The organism is Methylobacterium sp. 142-1Y (genome assembly GCF_057747795.1).
In genome coordinates this window covers 554,148-573,899 of record NZ_CM173224.1, presented here as the reverse complement: position 1 = coordinate 573,899, position 19,752 = coordinate 554,148, and the positions used below count along the sequence as shown (strand labels likewise).

At 70.3% G+C, this 19,752-nt stretch carries 15 protein-coding genes and 1 pseudogene; 11 read left to right on the top strand and 5 right to left on the bottom strand.

All coding sequences use genetic code 11. From position 1 onward, the window contains the following. The first annotated feature begins 75 nt into the window (after positions 1–75). Positions 76–675, top strand: coding sequence for a recombinase family protein (locus AC3AOF_RS02590; RefSeq protein WP_488347620.1), 600 nt, complete (start codon positions 76–78; stop codon positions 673–675). A 31-nt stretch (positions 676–706) separates the two neighbouring features. On the opposite strand, the gene AC3AOF_RS02585 is transcribed toward AC3AOF_RS02590, so the two are convergent. Then, entirely contained in the window at positions 707–2,044 is a 1,338-nt protein-coding gene (locus AC3AOF_RS02585) for a DUF6538 domain-containing protein (RefSeq protein WP_488347619.1), read from the bottom strand. 375 nt (positions 2,045–2,419) lie between these two features. Here AC3AOF_RS02585 and AC3AOF_RS02580 point away from each other — a divergent pair. After that, positions 2,420–3,261, top strand: a protein-coding gene (locus tag AC3AOF_RS02580; RefSeq protein WP_488347618.1) for an IS5 family transposase whose coding sequence is annotated in 2 segments (ribosomal slippage) — positions 2,420–2,810 and positions 2,810–3,261 — 843 coding nt in all. Because the reading frame shifts where the segments join, the coding sequence is not laid out codon by codon here. Positions 3,262–3,419: 158 nt separating this feature from the next. After that, positions 3,420–4,061, top strand: a complete 642-nt coding sequence (locus AC3AOF_RS02575; RefSeq protein WP_488347617.1) for a transposase family protein — start codon at positions 3,420–3,422, stop codon at positions 4,059–4,061. Here AC3AOF_RS02575 and AC3AOF_RS02570 read toward each other — a convergent pair. Both AC3AOF_RS02570 and AC3AOF_RS02565 read right to left on the bottom strand, forming a co-directional pair. Continuing rightward, the gene (locus tag AC3AOF_RS02570) at positions 3,947–4,348 is read right to left on the bottom strand and encodes a response regulator transcription factor (protein ID WP_488347616.1); all 402 of its coding nucleotides are present in this window, start codon (positions 4,346–4,348) and stop codon (positions 3,947–3,949) included. The genes AC3AOF_RS02575 and AC3AOF_RS02570 overlap by 115 nt on opposite strands. Before the next feature lie 275 nt (positions 4,349–4,623). Next, positions 4,624–5,292, bottom strand: coding sequence for a response regulator transcription factor (locus AC3AOF_RS02565; RefSeq protein ID WP_236990981.1), 669 nt, complete (start codon positions 5,290–5,292; stop codon positions 4,624–4,626). Positions 5,293–5,767: 475 nt separating this feature from the next. Here AC3AOF_RS02565 and AC3AOF_RS02560 point away from each other — a divergent pair, with 475 nt between their 5' ends. After that, positions 5,768–6,526 (top strand): SDR family oxidoreductase, encoded by a 759-nt coding sequence (locus AC3AOF_RS02560; RefSeq protein ID WP_236990980.1) that lies wholly within the window; start codon positions 5,768–5,770, stop codon positions 6,524–6,526. Positions 6,527–6,590: 64 nt separating this feature from the next. Further along, positions 6,591–7,973, top strand: coding sequence for a mercuric reductase (locus AC3AOF_RS02555; RefSeq protein WP_488347615.1), 1,383 nt, complete (start codon positions 6,591–6,593; stop codon positions 7,971–7,973). Between the two features lie 8 nt (positions 7,974–7,981). Here the strand turns inward: AC3AOF_RS02555 and AC3AOF_RS02550 are convergent, their stop codons facing one another. Both AC3AOF_RS02550 and AC3AOF_RS02545 read right to left on the bottom strand, forming a co-directional pair. Then, the gene (locus AC3AOF_RS02550) at positions 7,982–10,495 is read right to left on the bottom strand and encodes an MFS transporter (protein ID WP_488347614.1); all 2,514 of its coding nucleotides are present in this window, start codon (positions 10,493–10,495) and stop codon (positions 7,982–7,984) included. Between the two features lie 201 nt (positions 10,496–10,696). Next, positions 10,697–13,570 (bottom strand): ATP-binding protein, encoded by a 2,874-nt coding sequence (locus AC3AOF_RS02545; protein ID WP_488347613.1) that lies wholly within the window; start codon positions 13,568–13,570, stop codon positions 10,697–10,699. 280 nt (positions 13,571–13,850) lie between these two features. Between AC3AOF_RS02545 and AC3AOF_RS02540 the strand changes: the two genes are divergently transcribed. From AC3AOF_RS02540 to AC3AOF_RS02515, 6 genes and pseudogenes are all read left to right on the top strand, one after another. Then, positions 13,851–14,807 (top strand): GlxA family transcriptional regulator, encoded by a 957-nt coding sequence (locus AC3AOF_RS02540; RefSeq protein WP_488347612.1) that lies wholly within the window; start codon positions 13,851–13,853, stop codon positions 14,805–14,807. Between the two features lie 154 nt (positions 14,808–14,961). Beyond that, positions 14,962–15,105: a type 1 glutamine amidotransferase family protein gene (locus AC3AOF_RS02535; protein ID WP_236990975.1), complete on the top strand. Its 144-nt coding sequence runs from the start codon at positions 14,962–14,964 to the stop codon at positions 15,103–15,105. A 152-nt stretch (positions 15,106–15,257) separates the two neighbouring features. Further along, positions 15,258–15,704, top strand: a complete 447-nt coding sequence (locus AC3AOF_RS02530) for a (2Fe-2S)-binding protein (RefSeq protein ID WP_488347611.1) — start codon at positions 15,258–15,260, stop codon at positions 15,702–15,704. Positions 15,705–15,717: 13 nt separating this feature from the next. Beyond that, positions 15,718–17,961: pseudogene (locus AC3AOF_RS02525) on the top strand (xanthine dehydrogenase family protein molybdopterin-binding subunit). Positions 17,962–18,398: 437 nt separating this feature from the next. After that, entirely contained in the window at positions 18,399–18,746 is a 348-nt protein-coding gene (locus tag AC3AOF_RS02520) for a carboxymuconolactone decarboxylase family protein (RefSeq protein WP_488347610.1), read from the top strand. A 161-nt stretch (positions 18,747–18,907) separates the two neighbouring features. Beyond that, entirely contained in the window at positions 18,908–19,627 is a 720-nt protein-coding gene (locus tag AC3AOF_RS02515) for a hypothetical protein (RefSeq protein WP_488347609.1), read from the top strand. Positions 19,628–19,752: the final 125 nt, after the last annotated feature.

The following is a 19,752-nucleotide window of genomic DNA, read 5'->3' as shown; positions in this document are numbered from 1 at the left end:
GCCCGCCCTCAAGGCGACGATCGTCCAGGAAGTCCGTGCACAAAGTCAGGAGTGGTGTACGGGAGTTTCTGCACGATGATCGGCGCTACGGTCGGGCGTAGGTACGGATACAGCCGGGTCTCAACCTCGGACCAGGATTGGACCATCCAACTCGACGCCCTCGCCAAGGCTGGCGTCGACGATCGCGACGTCTACCGCGAGAAGGCCAGTGGCGCCCGACGCGATCGAACCGAGCTTCGCCGCGTCCTCGACCTGCTCCGTCAGGGCGACCAGATCGCGGTCTTCGCCCTCGACCGCCTCGCCCGCTCGCCGCTGCACCTGCTCCAGATCGTCGAGGAGATCGAGGCCAAGGGCGCCAAGCTTGTCTCCCTGCGCGAACAGATCGACACGGGCTCGGCCATGGGCCGCTTCTTCATCACCGTCGTCGGCAGCGTCGCCGCCCTGGAACGCGACCTCATCCTCGCCCGCACGAAGGCGGGCGCCGCCCTCGCCCGCGAGAGGGGAGTGCGGTTCGGCCGCCCGCCGAAGCTCACCGCCGCCCTGATCCGGCAGGTCCTACTCGCCCACGACGATCCGGAGACGACGGTGCCGGAGACCTGCCGCGTCCTCGGCATCAGCCGTTCCAGCTACTACGCCGCCCTTCGCACGGGGCGGGAAGAAGTTCGTGCAGCATAACCTTCTACGTCAAGGCCGCTTTCAGCAACATCTAGGCGGCGGCCCGCTCTCGAACGAGGAACGGGAAGGTGATCTGGTCGATGTGCTTCTTGAGAAGCGGGACGTCATCCTGGAGCATCAGGTAGTGCTCCTCGGAGACGTCGGCGGGCTTGTGCCCGGTGATCGCGTTGATCGACGGCTTCGGGACCCCCACCGCATAGGCCGCGTGCTCGAACGTCTTGCGCAGTGAGTGCACCGTCAGCCGTCGATTGGCTCCGAGCGCGGCATCGATCTCGCGGTTGAGCTTGCTGCTGATTGCCCCGCTCCAGCGCTCCGCCGACGCCCGGTACTTCAACTCGGGGAAGAGGCGATCGTCGGCGCGCTTCACCAGATCCAGGATCCCTAGTTCGAGAAGGTCCCGGTGCAGAGGGATCAGCCGCCGGTTGTGCGCGCTCTTCACCCGCGCTTCGTGCAGGTCGATCACGTCCACTCCATCGCGTCGCACGAACCAGGATGCACGAAGCTGCGCCATCTCCTCCAGGCGGGCGCCCGTGAGCAGCAGCAGGCGCGGCAGCCACAGCACGGCCCCGCTTTCGCGCTCGGTCCTGGCAAAGACGCGCGCGAGTTGGTCGAGGTCGAAGCGCTGGTAGCTGCGCCGCGCGTCGGTGATGGTGGCGCGGTCGGGACCCAGGCCCCGGAAGGGATTCGCCGGGATCAGGTCGGCGGCGACCGCCGCGTTGCAGATGGTCGCGAGCCCCGTCACCGTCTTCTTCAATGTGGCGACCGAGCCGACGCGCAGGCCGCGCACGAAGCGCTCGGCATCCTGGCGGGTGATGGCGGTGATCGCCTTGTCGCCGATCTGAGCCTCGAAGCGGGTGATCGCCTTCTCGATGTCGAGCCGGGAACGCCGTCGAGGCGGAGCACCTTTGCGCTCGCTCCGGCGAGGCAGGTAGACCTCCTCATAGGCTCGGCGCAGCGTCATGGCCTTCGTGCGGACGGGCGTTTTGCGCTCGGCGTCGCCATCGGCGGGCTGCGCTACCACCACCCGCTCGGGCTCGGCGCTCGGGCGGACAATCGTATCACGCTGGTACGGGCTGGGGTCGAAGCTCCACGCCGGGAACGATGCCCCGCCTCGAACTTCTCGGATCAGGTCGCCGAGATCGGCGGCAGCCCGCAAGGCTCGGCTACGCGCTGCGAGCGGATCGCGGGTCTTCAACGAGAACGTCACCGTGCGCTTTACATCGGGAACGTCGAGGGCTTCGAGCCGAGCAACGACATCGGCGGGAAGCTGAAGCCGAAACCGAAAGACGCCGCCCCGAACCGCTTGCCGGGTGAACGGGACCAGGGCGAACCTCGGCATACTTGAACGCGGGCCCTCGATGATCGACAACGGCAACGGGCCGTCGCAATGTCAGCCCCGAAAAACGCTACCCCCGATCGGAAATCCTGCAACGAATTTCCGACTCTAGCCCAAGATTTTCCAGCAAGGCGACCGAGTCCCGTAGGGCGCGCCATGCGGCGGCTAAGTCATTGCGACCCCAGAAGTTGTTGGTTTTCAGATGCTTACCCGTCGGCGCGTGCTACGGGACCAAGTACGATGGGCCGCATGAAGTTCGGTCAGCACCGCGCCGGCCGTTACGAGTTTCGCTTTCCCCTGCCTGACGATCTCGCTGGCAAACCAGCCCCGCCTCTCTGAGTCTGTCCGGGAAGAATTTGTTTTTTCGGAGCGCGTTGCGGTTCGCGCCGACAGGCGTATGCTTGAGCGATGTGGACGCCTGAGAACCGCCAGCGGTACGACCGCAGCAAGCTTCGCTATCCCACTGATTTGACGGATGAGGAATGGGCGCTTGTTGCTCCCCTTCTCCCGCCGGCTCGACGCGGGGGAAACAAACGAACGGTTGATCTGCGCGAGGTGGTCAACGGCTTGATGTATATCCTTGTAACGGGGTGCCAATGGCGCGCTATCCCAAAAGATCTACCGCCTCGCTCGACGGTACATGGTTACTTCGATTTATGGGATTACGACGGAACTCTCCTGCGCATCCATCACACCCTCTACGTTCTCTGCCGCGAACAGGCAGGACGTGAGGCCAGCCCAACGGCAGCGATCATTGACAGCCAGAGCGTCAAGAGCGCGGAAAAAGGGGGCGCACGATCGACCCGTCCGGCTATGATGCGGGCAAGAAGATCAAAGGCAAGAAGCGCCATCTCCTCGTCGATACGCAAGGTCTGCTGATGCATGCTCTGGTGCATCCGGCCGACGTGCAGGATCGTGATGGCGGCGTATGGGTCATGGCGACGCTGTTTAGTCTCTACCCGTTCCTGCTGAAGCTGTATGCAGATGGCGGCTACCAGGGGCCGGTGTTCCGGGAGGCGTTGGAACGGGTCTGCCGGTCTGTGACGGTGGAAATCGTCAAGCGGTCGGATCAGGCGGTCGGGTTCGAGGTCCTGCCCAAGCGCTGGATCGTGGAGCGGACGATTGGTTGGCTCAATCGCTGCCGGCGGCTGGCGAAGGATTGGGAGTGCCGCACCCGCAAGGCGCTGGCTTTCCTGCGCCTTGCTTCCATCCGCATCATGCTCAGAAAACTCTGCCAACAATCAGCATGATCCCGGACAGACACTCTGGCCGGAGGCGCTGGCGGCTCTCGTCAATGAGCGAACCGGCCGCGTCAAGACCGAGGGGTTCTTGCTCGTTTTGCGTGGATGGTAGTGGATCGACTCGGGCCGCTGAAGGGTAGGCCTGCCCTCCCCCCATAGTGGAGGGCATGGATATCTCCCTTGCCATCCCCGAGTGCCGTGTCGCGCGGTTCGCTGAACGAGACGAGGATCACCTCGTCATCCCAATGAGGCTGGATGCCGACAGCAGCCGATGTCCCGATTGCGGGCATGCGAGCCGGTCCGTCCATGGCCGCTATCACCGCGAGCCCGCCGACCTGCCAGTGTTGGCATCGCAGACAAGGCTCCGCATCGAGGTGCGGCGGTTCTACTGTCTCAACCCGACCTGCCGACGCCGGACCTTCGCCGAGACGCCAACGACCATCCTCGCACCGCGCGCCCGGCGCACGCGGCGGCTTGGCGAGGCGCAGGCCAGGGTCGGCCTCGCCTGCGGCGGTGCAGGCGGCGCGCGTCTCCTCACGCACCTCCACATGCCGGCAAGCCGCGCGACCGTACTGCGGCTCGTCACCCGCATCCCGATGCCCAGGTTCACCGGACATCGGTCCGGGGGACCCGCGTTGGGAGAACCGACGCCCAGGACCGGGTTCGAGCCGCGCATCCGATGGGATGGCCGCGGTCAGGACCGGACGGTGTCCTCGAGGCAGCGGATCAGCGCGTCGGCTGCGAGGGGCTTGCGCAGGAGGTCCCGCGCCCCGCCGGCGAGGGCGCGCCGGCGGATCGCATCGTCGTAGAACCCCGTCATCATGATGATCGGCAGATCGGGCCGGATCCGCCGCACGCGCTCCTGCAGTTCCAGGCCGTTGATGCCCGGCATGTCCACGTCGGTCAGGAGGCAGGCCAGAGTTTCCGCCGTTCGCACCCGCGCCTCGGCGCCCAGAAACGCGTCGGACGCCAGGAACGCCGCGCCCGAACTGAACGCCACAGCCTCGTAGCCCAGCGACTCGAGGAAGCCGGACGTCGCGTCCAGCACACCCTCGTCGTCGTCGACGACCGCAACCGTTGCCTTTCCGACCGACAAGGGGCGTCCTTTCCGGTGTCCCATGGGCATGCTCGCCCTGCCCGAGATGGGCCAAGTGCCGATCGAACGGAATCATACGATGGTGTGGTGCGACCGGATCGTGCCCGGCCGCCCGTGCCGCTCGGCAGGGACAATCGACGAACCCCGCCGGGTGCGAAATGCGGCTAAGCAGATTTCGCAAAAGCGGCCGCCGGTTTTGCGGAAAAAATCTACGATAAAACAAGGATCTAAGCGGACGAAGCGTTGGCCTGCCAACGCAAGTCTGCTTAGGACTGTCAGCCCTCCGGCACCTTCAGCGCCTCGGCCTTGCGCACGAGGTCGGCGACGGAGCCCGCCTGCATCTTCCGCATGACGTTGCCGCGGTGGATCTTCACCGTGATCTCGCTGATGCCGAGGGCGTGGGCGATCTGCTTGTTGAGCAGCCCCTGGACGACGTGCTGCATCACCTCGGCCTCGCGGGTGGTCAGGGTCGCGGCCAGGCGGGCGAGTTCGGCCGTGCCCGCGCTCTCGGTCCGCCGGGCCTTGTCCCGCTCGATCGCGACGGCGATCGCGTCGAGCATGTCCTGGTCGCGAAAGGGCTTGGTCAGGAAGTCGAGCGCCCCCGCCTTCATCGCCCGGACGCTCATCGGGATATCGCCGTGGCCGGTCATGAAGATGATCGGCAGGCGGCTGCCCGTCGCGGCGAGCTTCGCCTGCAGATCGAGCCCGCTGGTGCCGGGCAACCGGACATCGAGGACGAGGCAGCCCGGCCTGTCCGGCAGGCTCGCCGCGAGCAGGTCGGCGGTCGATCCGAAGGCGATCGCGTCGAGGCCGACCGACCGCAGCAGGTCCTGGAGACCCTCGCGGATCCCCTCGTCATCCTCGACGATGACCACCAGCGGGGCCGTCGCCGCCACGGCGGGCGGGCTCGCGCCCGGGCCTCGGATGTTGCCTGCCACCGTCATCGCCGAGTCCTCGCGAGCCTCGCTGCGCCCTCGCCCACCGGCATAGTCAACGGACCAATCCGGCTCAAGGTGACGGCCAAGCTATTCGTCCCGTTCCGGTGGACGATCCGTATTCGTCGTGGTGACACCGCATTCCGCGCGCGACGAGACCGAGATTCCGCGCGCGACGAGATCGAGCCCACCAAAGCAAAAAGTGTCCTTGCGTCAATCGAAGCGTGCGGAGCATCGCCTGACACTTTTGTATAATCACGCTGGCGCAAGGTGTGATCGCGCTCAGACCAGACGTCGATATCGCGGCCGGGCCGAACCGGTAAGCTGATCCTCGTCGCCGGCCTCAAGGCATCGATCCACGGGGCCGGCTCTCCTCGAACCTGCCACGCGACCGATCCCCTCGTCCGGGAGGACCCGCCCCGAGCGGCGTGCCTCCGGTCGTCCGGTCCATGACCATCCGGCCCATACCCTTGGAGACCAAACGATGCAGCTCACCGGCAACACCATCCTCATCACCGGCGGCACCTCCGGCATCGGCCGCGGCTTCGCCGAGGCCTTTCACCGGCTCGGCAATCAGGTGATCGTCGCGGGCCGCCGCCAGGCGCTCCTCGACGAGGTGACACGGGCCAATCCCGGGATGGCCTCGATCGCCCTCGACATCAATGATCCGGAGGCGATCAAGACGGCCGCCGCCAGGGTCGTGGCCGAGTTCCCGGCGCTCAACGTGCTGTTCAACAATGCCGGCATCATGCCGTTCGACGACGCGTCCGGACTCATCGACGATGCGGTCGCGCAGGCGATCCTGACCACCAACCTGCTCGGGCCGATCCGGATGACCTCCGCCCTGATCGAGCACCTGAAGGCGCAGCCGCGGGCGACGATCGTCAACAACACCTCGATCCTCGCCTTCCTGCCGCTGGCGAGCACGGCGGTCTACTCGGCCAGCAAGGCGGCCCTGCATGCCTACACGCTCTCGCAACGCTTCATGCTGCGCAACACCCGTGTCACCGTCCAGGAGATCGCGCCGCCCTGGGTCGACACCGACCTCATCAAGAAGAGCGGCGATCCGCGCGCCATGCCCCTCGACGCCTTCATCGCCGAGACGATGACCGGGCTCGGCACCGAGGCCGAGGAGGTCGTCGTCGAGGCTGTGCGCTCCGTGCGCGACAATCCCGGCGCCAAGGAGCACGCAATGGTCAATGCCTTCAACGCAGGCCTCGTCGCCAACCCGATCCCGGTCTGAGACCCGCCCCGGGCGGACCTTCCGCGGTCCGCCCCACGACAACCCGCTTCGAGGAGGACACGCGATGAGCGAACGATACGACGCCGTGGTGATCGGCAGCGGCGAGGGCGGCAAGTTCCTGGCCTGGGACCTGGCGAAAGCGGGGCAGCGGGTCGCGGTGGTCGAGCGCCGCTGGATCGGCGGCTCCTGCCCCAACACCAACTGCCTGCCGAGCAAGAACGAGATCTGGAGCGCCGAGATCGCCCATCTCGCCCGCAACGCGGGCCGCTACGGCGTCGAGACCGGCCCGGTCCGGGTCGACATGCGCCGCGTGGTCGAGCGCAAGCGGGCGATGGTAGCCGGCCTCGTCGAGATGCACCTCGACAAGTACCGCGACAGCGGCGCCGAGCTGGTCATGGGCAGCGCGCGGTTCACGGGCCCGAAGACGGTCGCGGTCGCGTTGAACGCGGGCGGGGAGCGGGTGCTCACCGCCGACACCATCGTGCTCAACCTCGGCACGCGTCCGGCGCTCCCGGACGTTCCGGGCCTGCGCGAGGCGGAGCCGCTGACCAACATCGAGGCGCTCGAACTCGACGTCCTGCCCGACCACCTGATCGTCCTGGGCGGCGGCTATGTCGGCCTCGAACTGGCGCAGGCCTATCGCCGGTTCGGCAGCACCGTCACGGTGATCGAGCGCGGCGAGCGGATCGCGGGCCGCGAGGACGCGGACGTGGCGGACGCGCTGGCGCGGCTGCTGACGGCCGAGGGGATCGCGCTGCGGACCGGCACCGCCGTGGTGCGGGTGCGCGGCCGCTCGGGCGATGCCGTCGAGGTCGTGGTGCGATCGAGCGAGGGCGAATCCGTGGTGGCGGGCAGCCACATCCTGGTCGCGGCGGGGCGCATGCCCAATACCGACGGGATCGGGCTCGATCGTGCCGGCGTCGCGATGACGGAGCGCGGCACGGTCCGGGTCGACGATCGCCTCGCCACGACGGCGCCGGGGATCTGGGCGATCGGCGAATGCGCCGGCAGCCCCGCCTTCACCCACGCCTCGGCCGACGATTACCGGGTGGTGCGGGACGCGCTGAAGGGCGGCGGGCGCTCCACCGCCGGCCGTCAGATGCCCTACTGCCTGTTCACTGACCCGCCACTCGCCCGGGTGGGCCTGAGCGAGACGGAGGCACGGGCGGGCGGCGCGGAGATCCGGGTCGCCAAGCTGCCGATGCGGGCGGTGTTGCGCACCCGGACCACGGGCCTGACCGAGGGATTCATGAAGGCGGTGATCGGGCCGGACGACCGCATCCTCGGCTTCGCGATGCTCGGGACCGACGCCGGCGAGGTCATGGCGGCGGTCCAGGTCGCGATGCTGGCGGGGCTCCCCTACACCGCTTTGCGCGACGCGATCCTGGCGCATCCGACGACGGCGGAGGGGCTGAACGCTCTGTTTGCGGCGGTGCCGGCGCGCTGAGCGCGGTGTCAGGCGTCCGCGGTGGCCGGCTCGGCCGCCGCGGCGCAGGCCGCATCCTCGTGAAGGGGCAGCTCGACCGTGAAGGTCGCGCCCGGTCCCTCGTTGTTGTGGCCTCCGAGCGTCCCGCCATGGGCCTCGACGATCGCCTTGCAGATCGACAGGCCGATGCCCATCCCGTCGCGCTTGGTGGTGAAGAAGGGGCTGAAGAGCTTCGGCAGCTGGTCGGGCGCGATGCCGGTGCCGTGATCGCTCACTGACAGCCGGACCCGATCCGAAGACGGGGCGGAGAGCGCGACATCGAGCCGTCGCCGGGCCTCCGGCACCGCCCGCATCGCGTGCAGGCCGTTCACGACCAGGTTGACGACGACCTGCTGCAGCTCGACCCGGTCGCCGAGGACCCGGGCCCCAGGCACCGAGACGCGCATGCGCAGGCTCGCCGAGGCGGCGGAGATCTCGCGGTCGAGGAGGTGTGCGGCCTCGGCGAGGACGTCCCGCAGGTCGACGATCTCAGGAGGGCGCCGGTCGCGCCCGAGCTGCTCGCGGGTCCGCTGCACGATCTGGCTCGCCCTCAGGCCGTCGCGCACCGCCCGCTCGGCCGCGCGTTCGGCGGCCGCGAGGTCGGGTGCCTCGCGCCGCAGCCAGCGCAGGCAGGCCTCGGCGCTCATCACCATGGCGCCGATCGGCTGGTTGACCTCGTGGGCGATCGAGGCCGAGATCGCCCCCACCGTCGCGACCCGGCCGGCCCGGGCGAGCTCGCTCTGGGCGGCGAGCAACGCCTCCTTGGCGCGCTCGCGCTCGGTCACGTCGATCATCGCGCAAGAGACCCGGTCGTAGCCCGAATCGTCGTCGGGCAGCGCCAGGACGAGGATCGCGGTGACCTCCCGGCCGTCGGCCCGCAGGAGCTTCCCCTGCATCTCGAACCGGCCGCCGCCCTGGCCGAGCCGCGCGAGGAGCATGGCGGGGAGGTCGCTGCCCGGCGGCAGGAAGCGGGTCATCGCGCCGAGCACCGCCCCCCGCGAGACGCCGCCGAGGAGCTGCACCGTCGCGTCGTTCGCGTCGACCAGCGTCACGTCGGGCGAGGCATCGCGGCGCGCGATGGCGTCGTGGAGGATGGAGCCGGAATCCTGCACTCCACGCGACGCCGTCACCGCCTCGTGCGCGGCGGACAGGTCGATTTCGCAGAGCGCGACGTGGGCCTGCTCGAACAGCCCGCGATAGCGCCGCTCGCTGCGGCCGAGCGCCCCGAGGGTGCGCCGACGGGCGCTCACGTCGAAGGCGATCAGGCTGATCCCGCCGGTCAGCGCGAGGTAGAAGCCGACCGCGGTCAGGCCGCTGCGCTCGGCAAGTCCCTGAGCGATCATCGGCGAGAACGCGCCGCCGACGATGCCGCCGACATTGAAGGCGACCGAGGTGCCCGAGTAGCGCACCCGCGGCGGAAACAGGCTCGGCAGCCAGGCCCCGAGCGGCCCGTTGACGAAGCCCATCACCCAGAGGGCGAAGGCCAGGAACACGAAGGTCGTGACGAGCGATCCGCTGCCGAGCATCGGCGCCAGCAGGATGCCGGCGACGATGGTGCCTGCGCAGCCGACGATGAGGACGCGGGTCGGGTCGACCCGGTCGGACAGCCAGCTCGCGGTGACGATCGCGGCGGCCATGAACAGGATCGCGCCGAGCTCGACGAGGAGGAACGACGCCCGGGAATGGCCGAGCGTCGTCGTGCCGTAGCCGAGCGCGAAGGCGGTCGCGGTCCAGAACAGCGAGAAGCAGGCCACGACCCCGAAGATCCCGGCGACCACCTGGCCGGCATGGAGGCGCATCAGCTCGACGAGCGGCGCGCGCGGGGGCTTGGCCTCCTTCACTGAGGCGGCGAATTCCTCGGTCTCGCCGAGATGGGTGCGAACCCACAGCCCGAGCCACACCAGCGGCACGCTGAGCAGGAACGGCACCCGCCAGCCCAACTCGGCGAATTGCTCCGGCGTCAGGGCCAGGGTGAGGATCAGGAACAGCCCGTTGGCGACGAAGAAGCCGAGGGGCGCGCCGAGCGGCGCGAACATCGCGTAGCGCGCCCGCCAACCCGGCGGGGCGTTCTCGAGCGCCAGGAGGGCGGCCCCGCTCCACTCGCCGCCGAGCGCCAGGCCCTGCCCGAAACGCAGGAGGCAGAGGAGCGCCGGCGCGAGCCAGCCGGCGAGCGCATAGGTCGGCAAGAGGCCGATCGCCGAGGTCGAGAGTCCCATCAGCAGGAGCGAGGCGACGAGCGTCGCCTTGCGCCCGACCCGGTCGCCGAAATGCCCGAACACCGCACCGCCGATCGGCCGTGCCACGAAGGCGAGGCCGAAGCTCGCATAGGCGCTGATCAGCTCGGCCGATTGCAGCGTGGCCGGGAAGAACAGCGGCCCGAAGACCAGGCTCGCGGCGGTGGCGTAGATGTAGAAGTCGTAGAACTCGACGGTGGTGCCGATCAGGCTGGCGAGGAGCACGCGCGCCGTGGTCCGCCCGGAAGCCAGCTTGTGCGATACCGTCATGCTCTCGCCTCGTCCTCTCGCACTTCGGTCGGCTCATTGCCCCTCAGGATCGCGGCGCCCCGCCTGCGACCGTCTGCCGTGACCACGACCCGCTCGAACCTGTCCCCCGGTGATATCGGCGGGGGCGGGAGATGTACCGAGAGGGCTCGTGAGATCCCGTGAGACGGGACGAAGCGAGCTGCGCTGGCACGCCCGGCCCCGTCACGCGGTCAGGCGCGCGAGAAGCCGCGTCGCCCTCAGGACATCCCGGGTGGAACGGCCCTCCGTCAGCGCATCGCAGACGTGCGAGAGCAGGCCCGCTCCCTCGGCGGCACGACCCCGGCGGGAGAGGTATTCGGCGAGATCCGTCGCGGCTCGGAGGCGATAGGACAACGCCCCCTGATCCTGCGCGATCCGGAGGGCGTGGCGGAACGCCTCCTCCGCACGCTCCGCCTCCCGGTCCGCTTCCTGCGCTGCGAGGGCCCGGCCCTTGATCCGCCACGCCTCGGGGACGAGCGTCAGCTCCTCGTCGCGCTCGATGCGGAGCAGGGCGGACCCGGCTTCGGCGAGGGCCTCGCCGGGCCGCCCCGCCTCGATCAGCGCCTCGGCGAGGGCGAGCTGCAGGGCCGAGTTCATCGTCAGGTGCGACACCGCGACGAGGCCCGCCAGGCCCTCGGACAGGAGCGCGACGCCGCTCTCCGGATCGCCGCGGAGCGCGTGGAGCTGCCCGGTCAGCGCCCGGGCGAGAAGCTCGTAGGGGACGAGCGAGTGCCGCGAGGCCAGCACCCGCCCCGTAGCCAGCGCCTCCGCCGCCCGGTCGAGATCGCCCGACCACAGGGCGACCGGCGCCGTCCAGAGCAACGCCGTGCACAGCGAGACGGGATGGCCGATCGCCTCGGTCTCCCGGACCACCCCGTCGACGGCGGCCGCCGCCTGGTCGGGAAGGCCCTGCACCCACAGCGCGCGGGCGATGGCGCAGTGGGCCAGCATGCGCTGGTCGATGCCGAAGCGGACCACCTCGGGCCGGCGCTGGAGCGGAAAGTTGCGCAGGGCGTGCCCGCAGCGCAGACGCGCCTCGGCCTGACGCCCCATGAAATGATCGAGGACGCCGACCATCCAGTCGCCGGTCGCCAGCCCGGTATCGCTGAGCGAGTGCCAAATTCCGGCGCGGCCGCGCTCCGCATAGGCCATCGCGGCCTTGAAGTCCGCGAGGCGGAGCGCGAAGATGTACAGGCCCTCCAGCAACCGGATCTGGTAGGCGAGATCGCCCTCGGCCTCGGCCAGGTCCAGGGCCTCGTGGAGCGCGGTTCGCGCGTCCTCGCCGTTGCCCTTGGTGTAGCGCAGGGCGACGCTGCGTGCCGCCTTCAGTTCGAGCCGCAGCTTCGGCCCGAGCGCGGCGAATTCCTTCGTCCCGAGCGCCCGCCCGGTCCAGTCGACGCATTCGGCGAGCAGCGACAGGTGCAGGAACAGGGGCGCGGAACAGGCCGCGAGCCGGACCGCCGCTCGCGCGTCGCCGTCCGGCCCGAACGCCCAGACCAGCGCGGCGCGGACGTTGCCGATCTCGAAGGCGAGGGCCGCCACCCCGTCGCCACCGTGCCGCGTCCCGCTCGCCGCCCGGGCGCCTTCGAGCAGGCCTGCGTAGCAGGCGACGTACCGGCGGGCGACGCCCGCTTCCTCGTCCGCCGCACGGAGCTTCCGGAGGGCGAACTGGCGCGTCATCTGGAGCAGGCGGTAGCGGGCGCCGCCCTGGGCGGGCTCCGGACCATGTGCCGCCTCCAGCACGAGATGGGACTTGTCGGCGAGCGCGCTGAGGACCTCCAGGTGATCGGACCGGTCCGTGCCGTCGTCGAGGACCGACAGGGCCGCATTCAGCGAGAAGTGGCCCGTGAAGATCGACAGGGCGCGCAGCGCGCGGGCCTCGGCCTCCGACAGGAGGGCGTAGCTCCAGTCGAAGGTGGCCTGAAGGCTGCGGTGGCGGGGGACGGCGCTGCGGTGGGCGAGCTCGGCGCCGTTGCGCAGAAGCTCGACGAGGCCGGCGAGACCCAGGGTCCGCATGCGGGCCGCGACGAGTTCGATCGCCAGGGGAAGACCGTCGACCTGCCGGCAGATCTCGCCGACGAGCCGGGCCTGGGCCGGATCGAGGGCGAGGTCGGGCGATTGCAGGCGGGCCCGGTCGCAGAAGAGCTGGACCGCCGAGAAGGCGAGCGGATCGTCCGCGTCGGTGAAGGGCGCCGCCAGCGGCAGGAGGTGGTGGACGGCCTCGCCGGACAGCCGGAGCGGTTCCCGGCTCGTCGCGAGGATGCGCGCGGCGGGCGCGCCGTGCAGGATGGCCTCGGCCGCGAGCGCGACGGCATCAATGACGTGCTCGCAATTGTCGAGGACGAGGAGGGCGTCCGTATCCGCCAGCACCTTGACGACCTGCGGCAGCGGATCGGCCGATCCGACCGGAACGCCCAGGGCCGAGGCGACGGCGCTCGGCACCAGGCCGGGATCGTCCAGCGTCGTCAGGTCGACGAAGGACGGCGACGGCCCGGCAGGGCCGCCGAGCCGATGCATGACCGCGGCGGCGAGCGTCGTCTTGCCGACGCCGCCGGTGCCGACCACCGTCACCAGCCGATGGCGCGCCAGGCATCCGAGCAGGATCTCGACATCGGCGGACCGGCCGATCAGGTTCGACGGCGCGGGCGGCAGGAGCGGCGCGCCGGCCAGCCGGACCATGGGCACCGGCTGGGCCGACGCGGCGGGCGTCATCTTCGCGGTAAAGCAGTAGCCGCGGCCGGGCACGCTCGTCACGTACTCGGCCCCGTCCGCATGCTCGGCGAGCGCCTTCCGCAGCTGCCCGATCTGGAATCGGAGGTTGCTCTCCTCGACCTGCGCCCCGGCCCAGGCGGCGGCCGTCAGCTCGCGATGGCCGATCACCTCGCCGGGCCGCGACGCGAGGTGGATCAGGAGATCGAGGGCGCGGCTGCCGAGCTTGACGGCGGACTCCCCCGCCAGAAGGCGCCGGTGCTCGGGGAGCAGCGTGAAGACGCCGAACACGATCTCCGGCCGCGCCGCGCCGGGCGGGCCCGCCGTGGCGTCGCTTGCCTTCGTCATGCCGCCGCTCCCGCATCCGCCCGACGCCGATCGCCCGAGCCGCCGCCGGCTCCATCCCTGGCGGGGATCGCTCCCTGCGCACGAAACCGGCCGGCGCACCATAGCGCAGCCGTATCCCCGATCATCCGGGTCCTCGGACGTAGATGCCACCTTTCCGGACATTCCTCCGCCTGAGCGCCTGCCTTCCCACGGGGAATCATCATACCTCGTTTCCGGCCGCCATGCTTGCCACGGCCGGAGTCCGGGCCGATGGTGCGACGCGGGAAAGGGGACGGAGCCGATGACGACGACGCGCCGCATAGGGCTGGTGATCGGCCCCGACTTCGACTTCATGGGTCTCGCCGTGACCTCGCCGTTCGTGGTGGCGAACCGCTACGCCGGGGCGGCGCTCTACGACGTCCACCTGCTGTCGGAGCGCGGCGGTCCGATCCGGTCCGGCCTCGGCCCCGACCTCGCCACCGAGCCGCTCGGTGACCCGGCGGCCTTCGACACGCTCCTCGTCGCGGCCGGTATCAATCCGCCGACGACCTCCCCCGTCCTCGCCGACCATCTCCGCGCGGCCGCCCGCTCGACGCGGCGGGTCGCCGGGCTGTGCCTGGGCGCCTTCATGCTGGGCGATGCCGGCCTGCTCGACGGGCGGCGCGCGACCACCCACTGGCATTTCGCGCCGCAGTTCCGCGCGCGCTATCCGGCCTGCCGGCTCGACATCGACAAGATCTACGTCGTCGACGACACCCTCTGGACCTCGGCCGGCATGTCGGCCGCCATCGATCTCGCGGTCGGAATGATCGAGCACGACCACGGCCGCGACCTCGCCGTCAGCGTGGCCCGCGGCCTCGTGATGGAGCGCCGTCGGGCCGGCGGCCAGGCGCAGCACTCGGCCTTCCTCGATCTCGACGCCCGCACCGACCGGATCCAGGCCGTCCTGGCCTATGCGGGACGCAACCTCCACCTGCCGTTGACGACCGAGGCGCTGGCGGCGGTGGCCTGCCTCAGCCCGCGCCAGTTCACCCGGCTGTTCCGGGCGGAGACCGGCACCTCGCCGTCCAAGGCGGTGGAGCGCATCCGCCTGGAGGCGGCGAAGCTGATGCTGGAGCAAAGCCGCCTGCCGATCGAGGAGATCGCGCGCGAGACGGGGTTTTCCAACCGCGAGCGGATGCGCCGGGCGTTCCTGCGGGCCTACGGAGCCGGGCCGCGCAGCGTCCGCGCCGGGGCTGGCTCCGTCGCCGCCCTGTGACCGGATAAAGCCGATGGTCCGGTCCGATCGACCGCGAATGTCTGGAATCGTGACGTCTACGTCCGGATCCGCCGCTGCCGCCCTCGCTTGATGGTCTAACATACGCCCAAGCCCGACCGCCTCCCGTCCGGTCCGGCAGCAGGCAGGCGGACCGATGCGGAAGGTGGGAGTTGTGGTCGCCCCGGGCCTGCAACTCATGTCGATCGCGGCGCTCGCGGTCTTCCAGGCCGCCAACGTCCTGATGAAGGATCGCGTCTACGAGACCCGCCTCGTGTCGGAGGGTGGCGACGAGGTCTGATCGAGCCGCCGGCTCACGGAATCTCACGAGGCCTCGCACGACACCCCCGCGGCAGGGCGCCTACGACAGGCTCCACGCGCACGATCCCGGCAGGCCGCGGGCGCTCGGACCCCCGGCCACCATCCACTCTCGCCATCCAGGAGAGGTCCGCCATGTTCGACCTGACCATCAACGGCCAGTCCCACCGCGTCGATGTCGAGCCCGACACGCCGCTGCTCTGGGTCCTGCGCGACACGCTGGGCATGACAGGCACGAAGTACGGCTGCGGCATCGCGCAATGCGGCGCCTGCACCGTGCTGATGGACGGCCAAGCAACCCGCTCGTGCCAGGTCACGGTGGATTCGGTCGGCGCGGCCAAGATCGAGACGATCGAGGCGGTGGAGGCCGATCCGGTCGGCCGCAAGGTGGTGGCGGCCTGGATCGCCGCGCAGGTGCCGCAATGCGGCTACTGCCAGTCGGGCCAGGTGATGGCGGCGACCGCGCTGCTGCGCGAGACGCCGAAGCCCAGCGACGACGATATCGCCACTGCGATGACCAACCTGTGCCGCTGCGGCACCTACAACGCCATCGCCGCCGCCGTGCGGCACGCTGCGGCCTGAGGGGAGGCGACCCATGGACCAGATCCTGCGCACGCCCTCCCGGGCCACCACCGGCACCGCGATCCTCTCGCGACGCCATCTCATCGGCGCCGCGGCCGGCGCGCTGGTGCTCGCCGTCGCGCTGCCCGGCCGCGCCCGGGCGGAGGCGCAGGGACCCGCCGAGGGCGCCGGCGCGATCGCGCAAAAGCCCGGCACCCGGGTCCCGGCCTTCCTGGAGATCCGCCCCGACGGGACGGTCCGCTTCCTGTCGCCCTTCGTCGAGGGCGGTCAGGGCATCGCCACCGGCATGGCCCAGATCGTCGGCGAGGAGCTGGACGTCGATCCGGCGCGCTTCGTGGTCGAGTGCGCCCCGCCCGGCCCGGATTAGGCGGTGGTCAACGGCATCCGCATGACCGGCGGCAGCTTCTCGACGCGCTCCAGCTATCCGCTGATGCGCCAGCTCGGGGCCACCGCCCGCGACATGCTGGTGCGCGCGGCGGCCGCGCGGCTCAAGGTGCAGGCGGCCGAGATCACCACCCGCGACGGCACCGTGGTCCACGCCGCATCCGGCCGCACGCTCGCCTACGGCGCGCTCGCCGCCGACGCGATGGCGCTCAAGCCCAACGAGGCCGCAGCCCTGCGCGACCCCAAGACCTTCCGCTACATCGGCAAGCCGGTGGCCCGGATCGACGTGCGCGACAAGGCGACGGGCCGCGCCGTCTACGCCATCGACCAGAAGGTCGAGAGCATGCTCTACGCCGCGGTGGCGCACGCGCCGCATCCCGGCACCGAGCCGGTCGGGCTCGACAACGAGGCGGGGGTGCGGGCGATGCCGGGCGTGCATTCGATCCACCGCCTCCCCGGGGCGGTGGCGGTCGCCGCCGACAGCTGGTGGCGGGCGCGCAAGGCCGTCGAGGCGCTGACCGTGCGCTGGAGCGCCCCGAAGGCGACCGGCCTCGACACGGTCGCGGCCGATTTCTCCTCCGACGGGCTGCTCGCGGCGCTGAAGGGCGCGACGGAGGCCGGCCACGCGGCGGAGGCGGAAGGCGACGCCGCCGGCGCCTTCGCGCGTGCCGCCAAGGTGGTAGAGGCGGAGTACGCGGCCCCCTACCTGGCCCACGCCCAGCTCGAGCCGCCCTCGTCGATCGCGCGCTTCAACCAAGACGGCACCCTCGACGTCTGGCTGCCGAACCAGATGCCGGAGCTGTTCCAGGGCATCTCGGCGAAGGTCGCGGGGCTGTCGCCGGACAAGGTCCGCATCCACTCGCCGATGCTCGGCGGGTTCTTCGGCCGGCACTTCCCCTACGAGTCCGGCAACCCGTTCCCGCAGGCGATCCTGCTCGCGAAGGCGACCGGCCGGCCGGTGAAGGTGCTGTGGTCGCGCGAGGAGGAATTCGCCCGCGACGGCCTGCGTCCCCTGAGCTTCAGCCGCTTCCGCGCCGCCCTCGACGCGGCCGGCAACCCGACGGCGATCGAGGTGCGCACCGTCGGGGAGGGGCCGATCGGCCGCTACTTCGGTGCCCTGATGAAGACGCCGGTCGACCCTTCCGCCGTCGAGGGCATCGTCGAGAAGCCCTACGCGATCGCGAACCGCCGGATGACCTTCACCAAGGTCGCCCATCCGGTGACGATCGCGTTCTGGCGCTCGGTCGGCCACTCGATGAACGATACCTTCTACGAGAGTTTCCTCGACGAGGTGGCGCTGGCCGGCGGGCACGACCCGTTCGAACTCCGGATGACGCTCCTGAAGGACAAGCCGCGCCACTTGCGGCTCCTGCGCGAGGTCGCCGACCTCGCCGGCGGTTGGCGGCGCGGCCCCTACGCGGCCGGGGCTGGCCGGCGGGCTCGCGGTATCTCGCTCGCCTCGCCCTTCGGGTCGGAGACCGCGACGATCGCGGAAGTCTCGGTCGAGGGCGGCGAGGCCCGGGTGCACAACCTCTGGATCGCCTTCGATCCGGGCTCGGTGGTCAACCCGGCGATCGTGAAGGCGCAGGTCGAGTCGGCGGCCGCGCTCGGCACCTCCTCGGTCCTGTTCGAGCAGATCGTCTACCGCGACGGCCTGCGCCAGTCGCAGAACTTCGACACCTACCCGATCCTGCGCCGCGAGCACATGCCGGCGGTCCATGTCCGCATCGTCGAGAGCGGCGCCCCGATGGGGGGCGTCGGCGAGCCGGGCCTGCCGGGCGTGCCCCCGGCGATCCTCAACGCCATCGCGGCGCTGACCGGGCAGCGGATCCGGTCGCTGCCGATCGCCAACACGAAGCTCGCCGGGGCCTGAGCGACAGCAGGACCCGACATTCGAACGATACGCCGACGGGAGGGATCCCTGCTCGTCGGCGTCACGGCCGATGCTCTCGTGCCGGCCGTGGCATGAAGGCGCCGCGGCCCGGCCTGCGCCCGGCATATGCCCCATCGTGGAGTGACGACGCAATGGGGCTGCGCCGGCTCGCGTCGGCCTGACCCGGCACGATTCCGGGTCGCGGCTCCGCTTGATCCGTCCTCGGCGATACGCGGCCTTCCCGCCGATCCCGGCCGATCGCCGATGTCGCATCCGCCCCGCCATCCTCGGACCTGCGAGCGCCCGCGAGGCATGAGAAGCGGTGCCGTACACTCCCTCACGACGTCTCACGACGCCTCTCACGACCGCGGCCGCCGGACCGCTTAGCCCTGATGGCCATGGACGAGCCGCCAGCTGCACTCCGGGGGAACAGCGACATGCACATGATGGATTGGAACCTCTACCGGCAGCAGGTGACGGCCGGTGTCGGCGGGTTCGCCAAGCTCAGCCCGGAGACGATCGGGGGCTACGGTGCACTGAGCGCGGCGGGGCAGAAGACCAATCACCTCGAAGCCGAGGTGCGCGAGCTGATCGCGGTCGCCGTCGCGGTGACGCTGCGCTGCGATGGCGGCATCACCGTCCACGCCGACGCCGCCCGCAAGCTCGGCGCGACGCAAGCGGAGCTGGACGAGGCGCTCGGGGGCGCCGCGAGCCTCGGGGCGGGAGCGGCCATCGTCTACGGCACCCGCGCCCTCGACGCCTTCGCGGCCTCGGCCGAAGCCTGATCCCGGACGCAACGGACGCTCATCCATGAACCAGCGGCTCTTCTCCCCCCTCGACGCGGTCCCGGGCCCAGCTTCGATTTCCGCACGGTCCGGGCTCACGGCGGACCTGACTGCCGGGAGCAGCCGCTTCCTCGCCGACCACCAAACAGCGGATTGACGACATGACGACTCTGCTCGCGACCATGCTCGACGCCCATGGCGGCCTCGCACGCTGGAACCGATTCTCGACGATGAACGCGCATCTCATGCAGGGCGGCGCGCTCTGGGCTCTAAAAGGGAAGGCGGGGTTACTCGATGCGGTCGACGTGACGGTGGGCCTGCGCGACGAATGGGCCTCGCACGCGCCGTTCGGGAGCGACGGACGGCGCTCCCGCTTCACGCCCGATCGGGTCTCGATCGAGGATGCGGCGGGGTCGATGATCGAGGAACTCGTCGACCCGCGCGCGTCGTTCCAGGCTCACACCCTGGAGACGCCTTGGAGCGATCCGCAACTCGCCTACTTCGCCGGCTGTGCGATGTGGACCTACCTCAACATGCCGTTCCTGCTCGCCTATCCGGGTGTCGAGACGCATGAGATCGAGCCCTGGCGCGACGGCGATACGGTCTGGCGTCGGCTGCGGGCGACCTTCGCGTCCACCATTGCGACACACAGCCGGGTACAGACGCTCTACGTCGATGCCGACGGCCTGATCGCCCGGCACGACTACGACGTCGAGATCGCCGGAAGCACGCCGGGCGCGCATTTTCTCTCGGATTACGTCGACGTTTCCGGGATCAAGGTTCCGACGCGGCGGCGGATCTTCCCGCGGCGGCCCGACGGCCGGCCGATGCCCGAGCCGCTCGTGGTGTCCATCGATCTCTCCGCCATCACGCTGAGCTGAGGGGCTCAGGTCCGACCGAGACTTCTCCAGCCGAGGTGCTCTTCCCATGACACCATCGACAGATCAGCACCGAGGTTCCGGTCATACGATGATACTCCTCCAGGGCTCGTGTCCCCTGGAGTGGC

Excerpts from the sequence above, each read along its gene's own strand:
- AC3AOF_RS02590 (WP_488347620.1), top strand. The coding sequence starts at position 76 with ATGATCGGCGCTACGGTCGGGCGTAGGTACGGATACAGCCGGGTCTCA.
- AC3AOF_RS02575 (WP_488347617.1), top strand. The coding sequence starts at position 3,420 with ATGGATATCTCCCTTGCCATCCCCGAGTGCCGTGTCGCGCGGTTCGCT.
- AC3AOF_RS02565 (WP_236990981.1), bottom strand. The coding sequence starts at position 5,292 with ATGACGGTGGCAGGCAACATCCGAGGCCCGGGCGCGAGCCCGCCCGCC.
- AC3AOF_RS02560 (WP_236990980.1), top strand. The coding sequence starts at position 5,768 with ATGCAGCTCACCGGCAACACCATCCTCATCACCGGCGGCACCTCCGGC.
- AC3AOF_RS02555 (WP_488347615.1), top strand. The coding sequence starts at position 6,591 with ATGAGCGAACGATACGACGCCGTGGTGATCGGCAGCGGCGAGGGCGGC.
- AC3AOF_RS02550 (WP_488347614.1), bottom strand. The coding sequence starts at position 10,495 with ATGACGGTATCGCACAAGCTGGCTTCCGGGCGGACCACGGCGCGCGTG.
- AC3AOF_RS02545 (WP_488347613.1), bottom strand. The coding sequence starts at position 13,570 with ATGACGAAGGCAAGCGACGCCACGGCGGGCCCGCCCGGCGCGGCGCGG.
- AC3AOF_RS02540 (WP_488347612.1), top strand. The coding sequence starts at position 13,851 with ATGACGACGACGCGCCGCATAGGGCTGGTGATCGGCCCCGACTTCGAC.
- AC3AOF_RS02535 (WP_236990975.1), top strand. The coding sequence starts at position 14,962 with ATGCGGAAGGTGGGAGTTGTGGTCGCCCCGGGCCTGCAACTCATGTCG.
- AC3AOF_RS02530 (WP_488347611.1), top strand. The coding sequence starts at position 15,258 with ATGTTCGACCTGACCATCAACGGCCAGTCCCACCGCGTCGATGTCGAG.
- AC3AOF_RS02520 (WP_488347610.1), top strand. The coding sequence starts at position 18,399 with ATGCACATGATGGATTGGAACCTCTACCGGCAGCAGGTGACGGCCGGT.
- AC3AOF_RS02515 (WP_488347609.1), top strand. The coding sequence starts at position 18,908 with ATGACGACTCTGCTCGCGACCATGCTCGACGCCCATGGCGGCCTCGCA.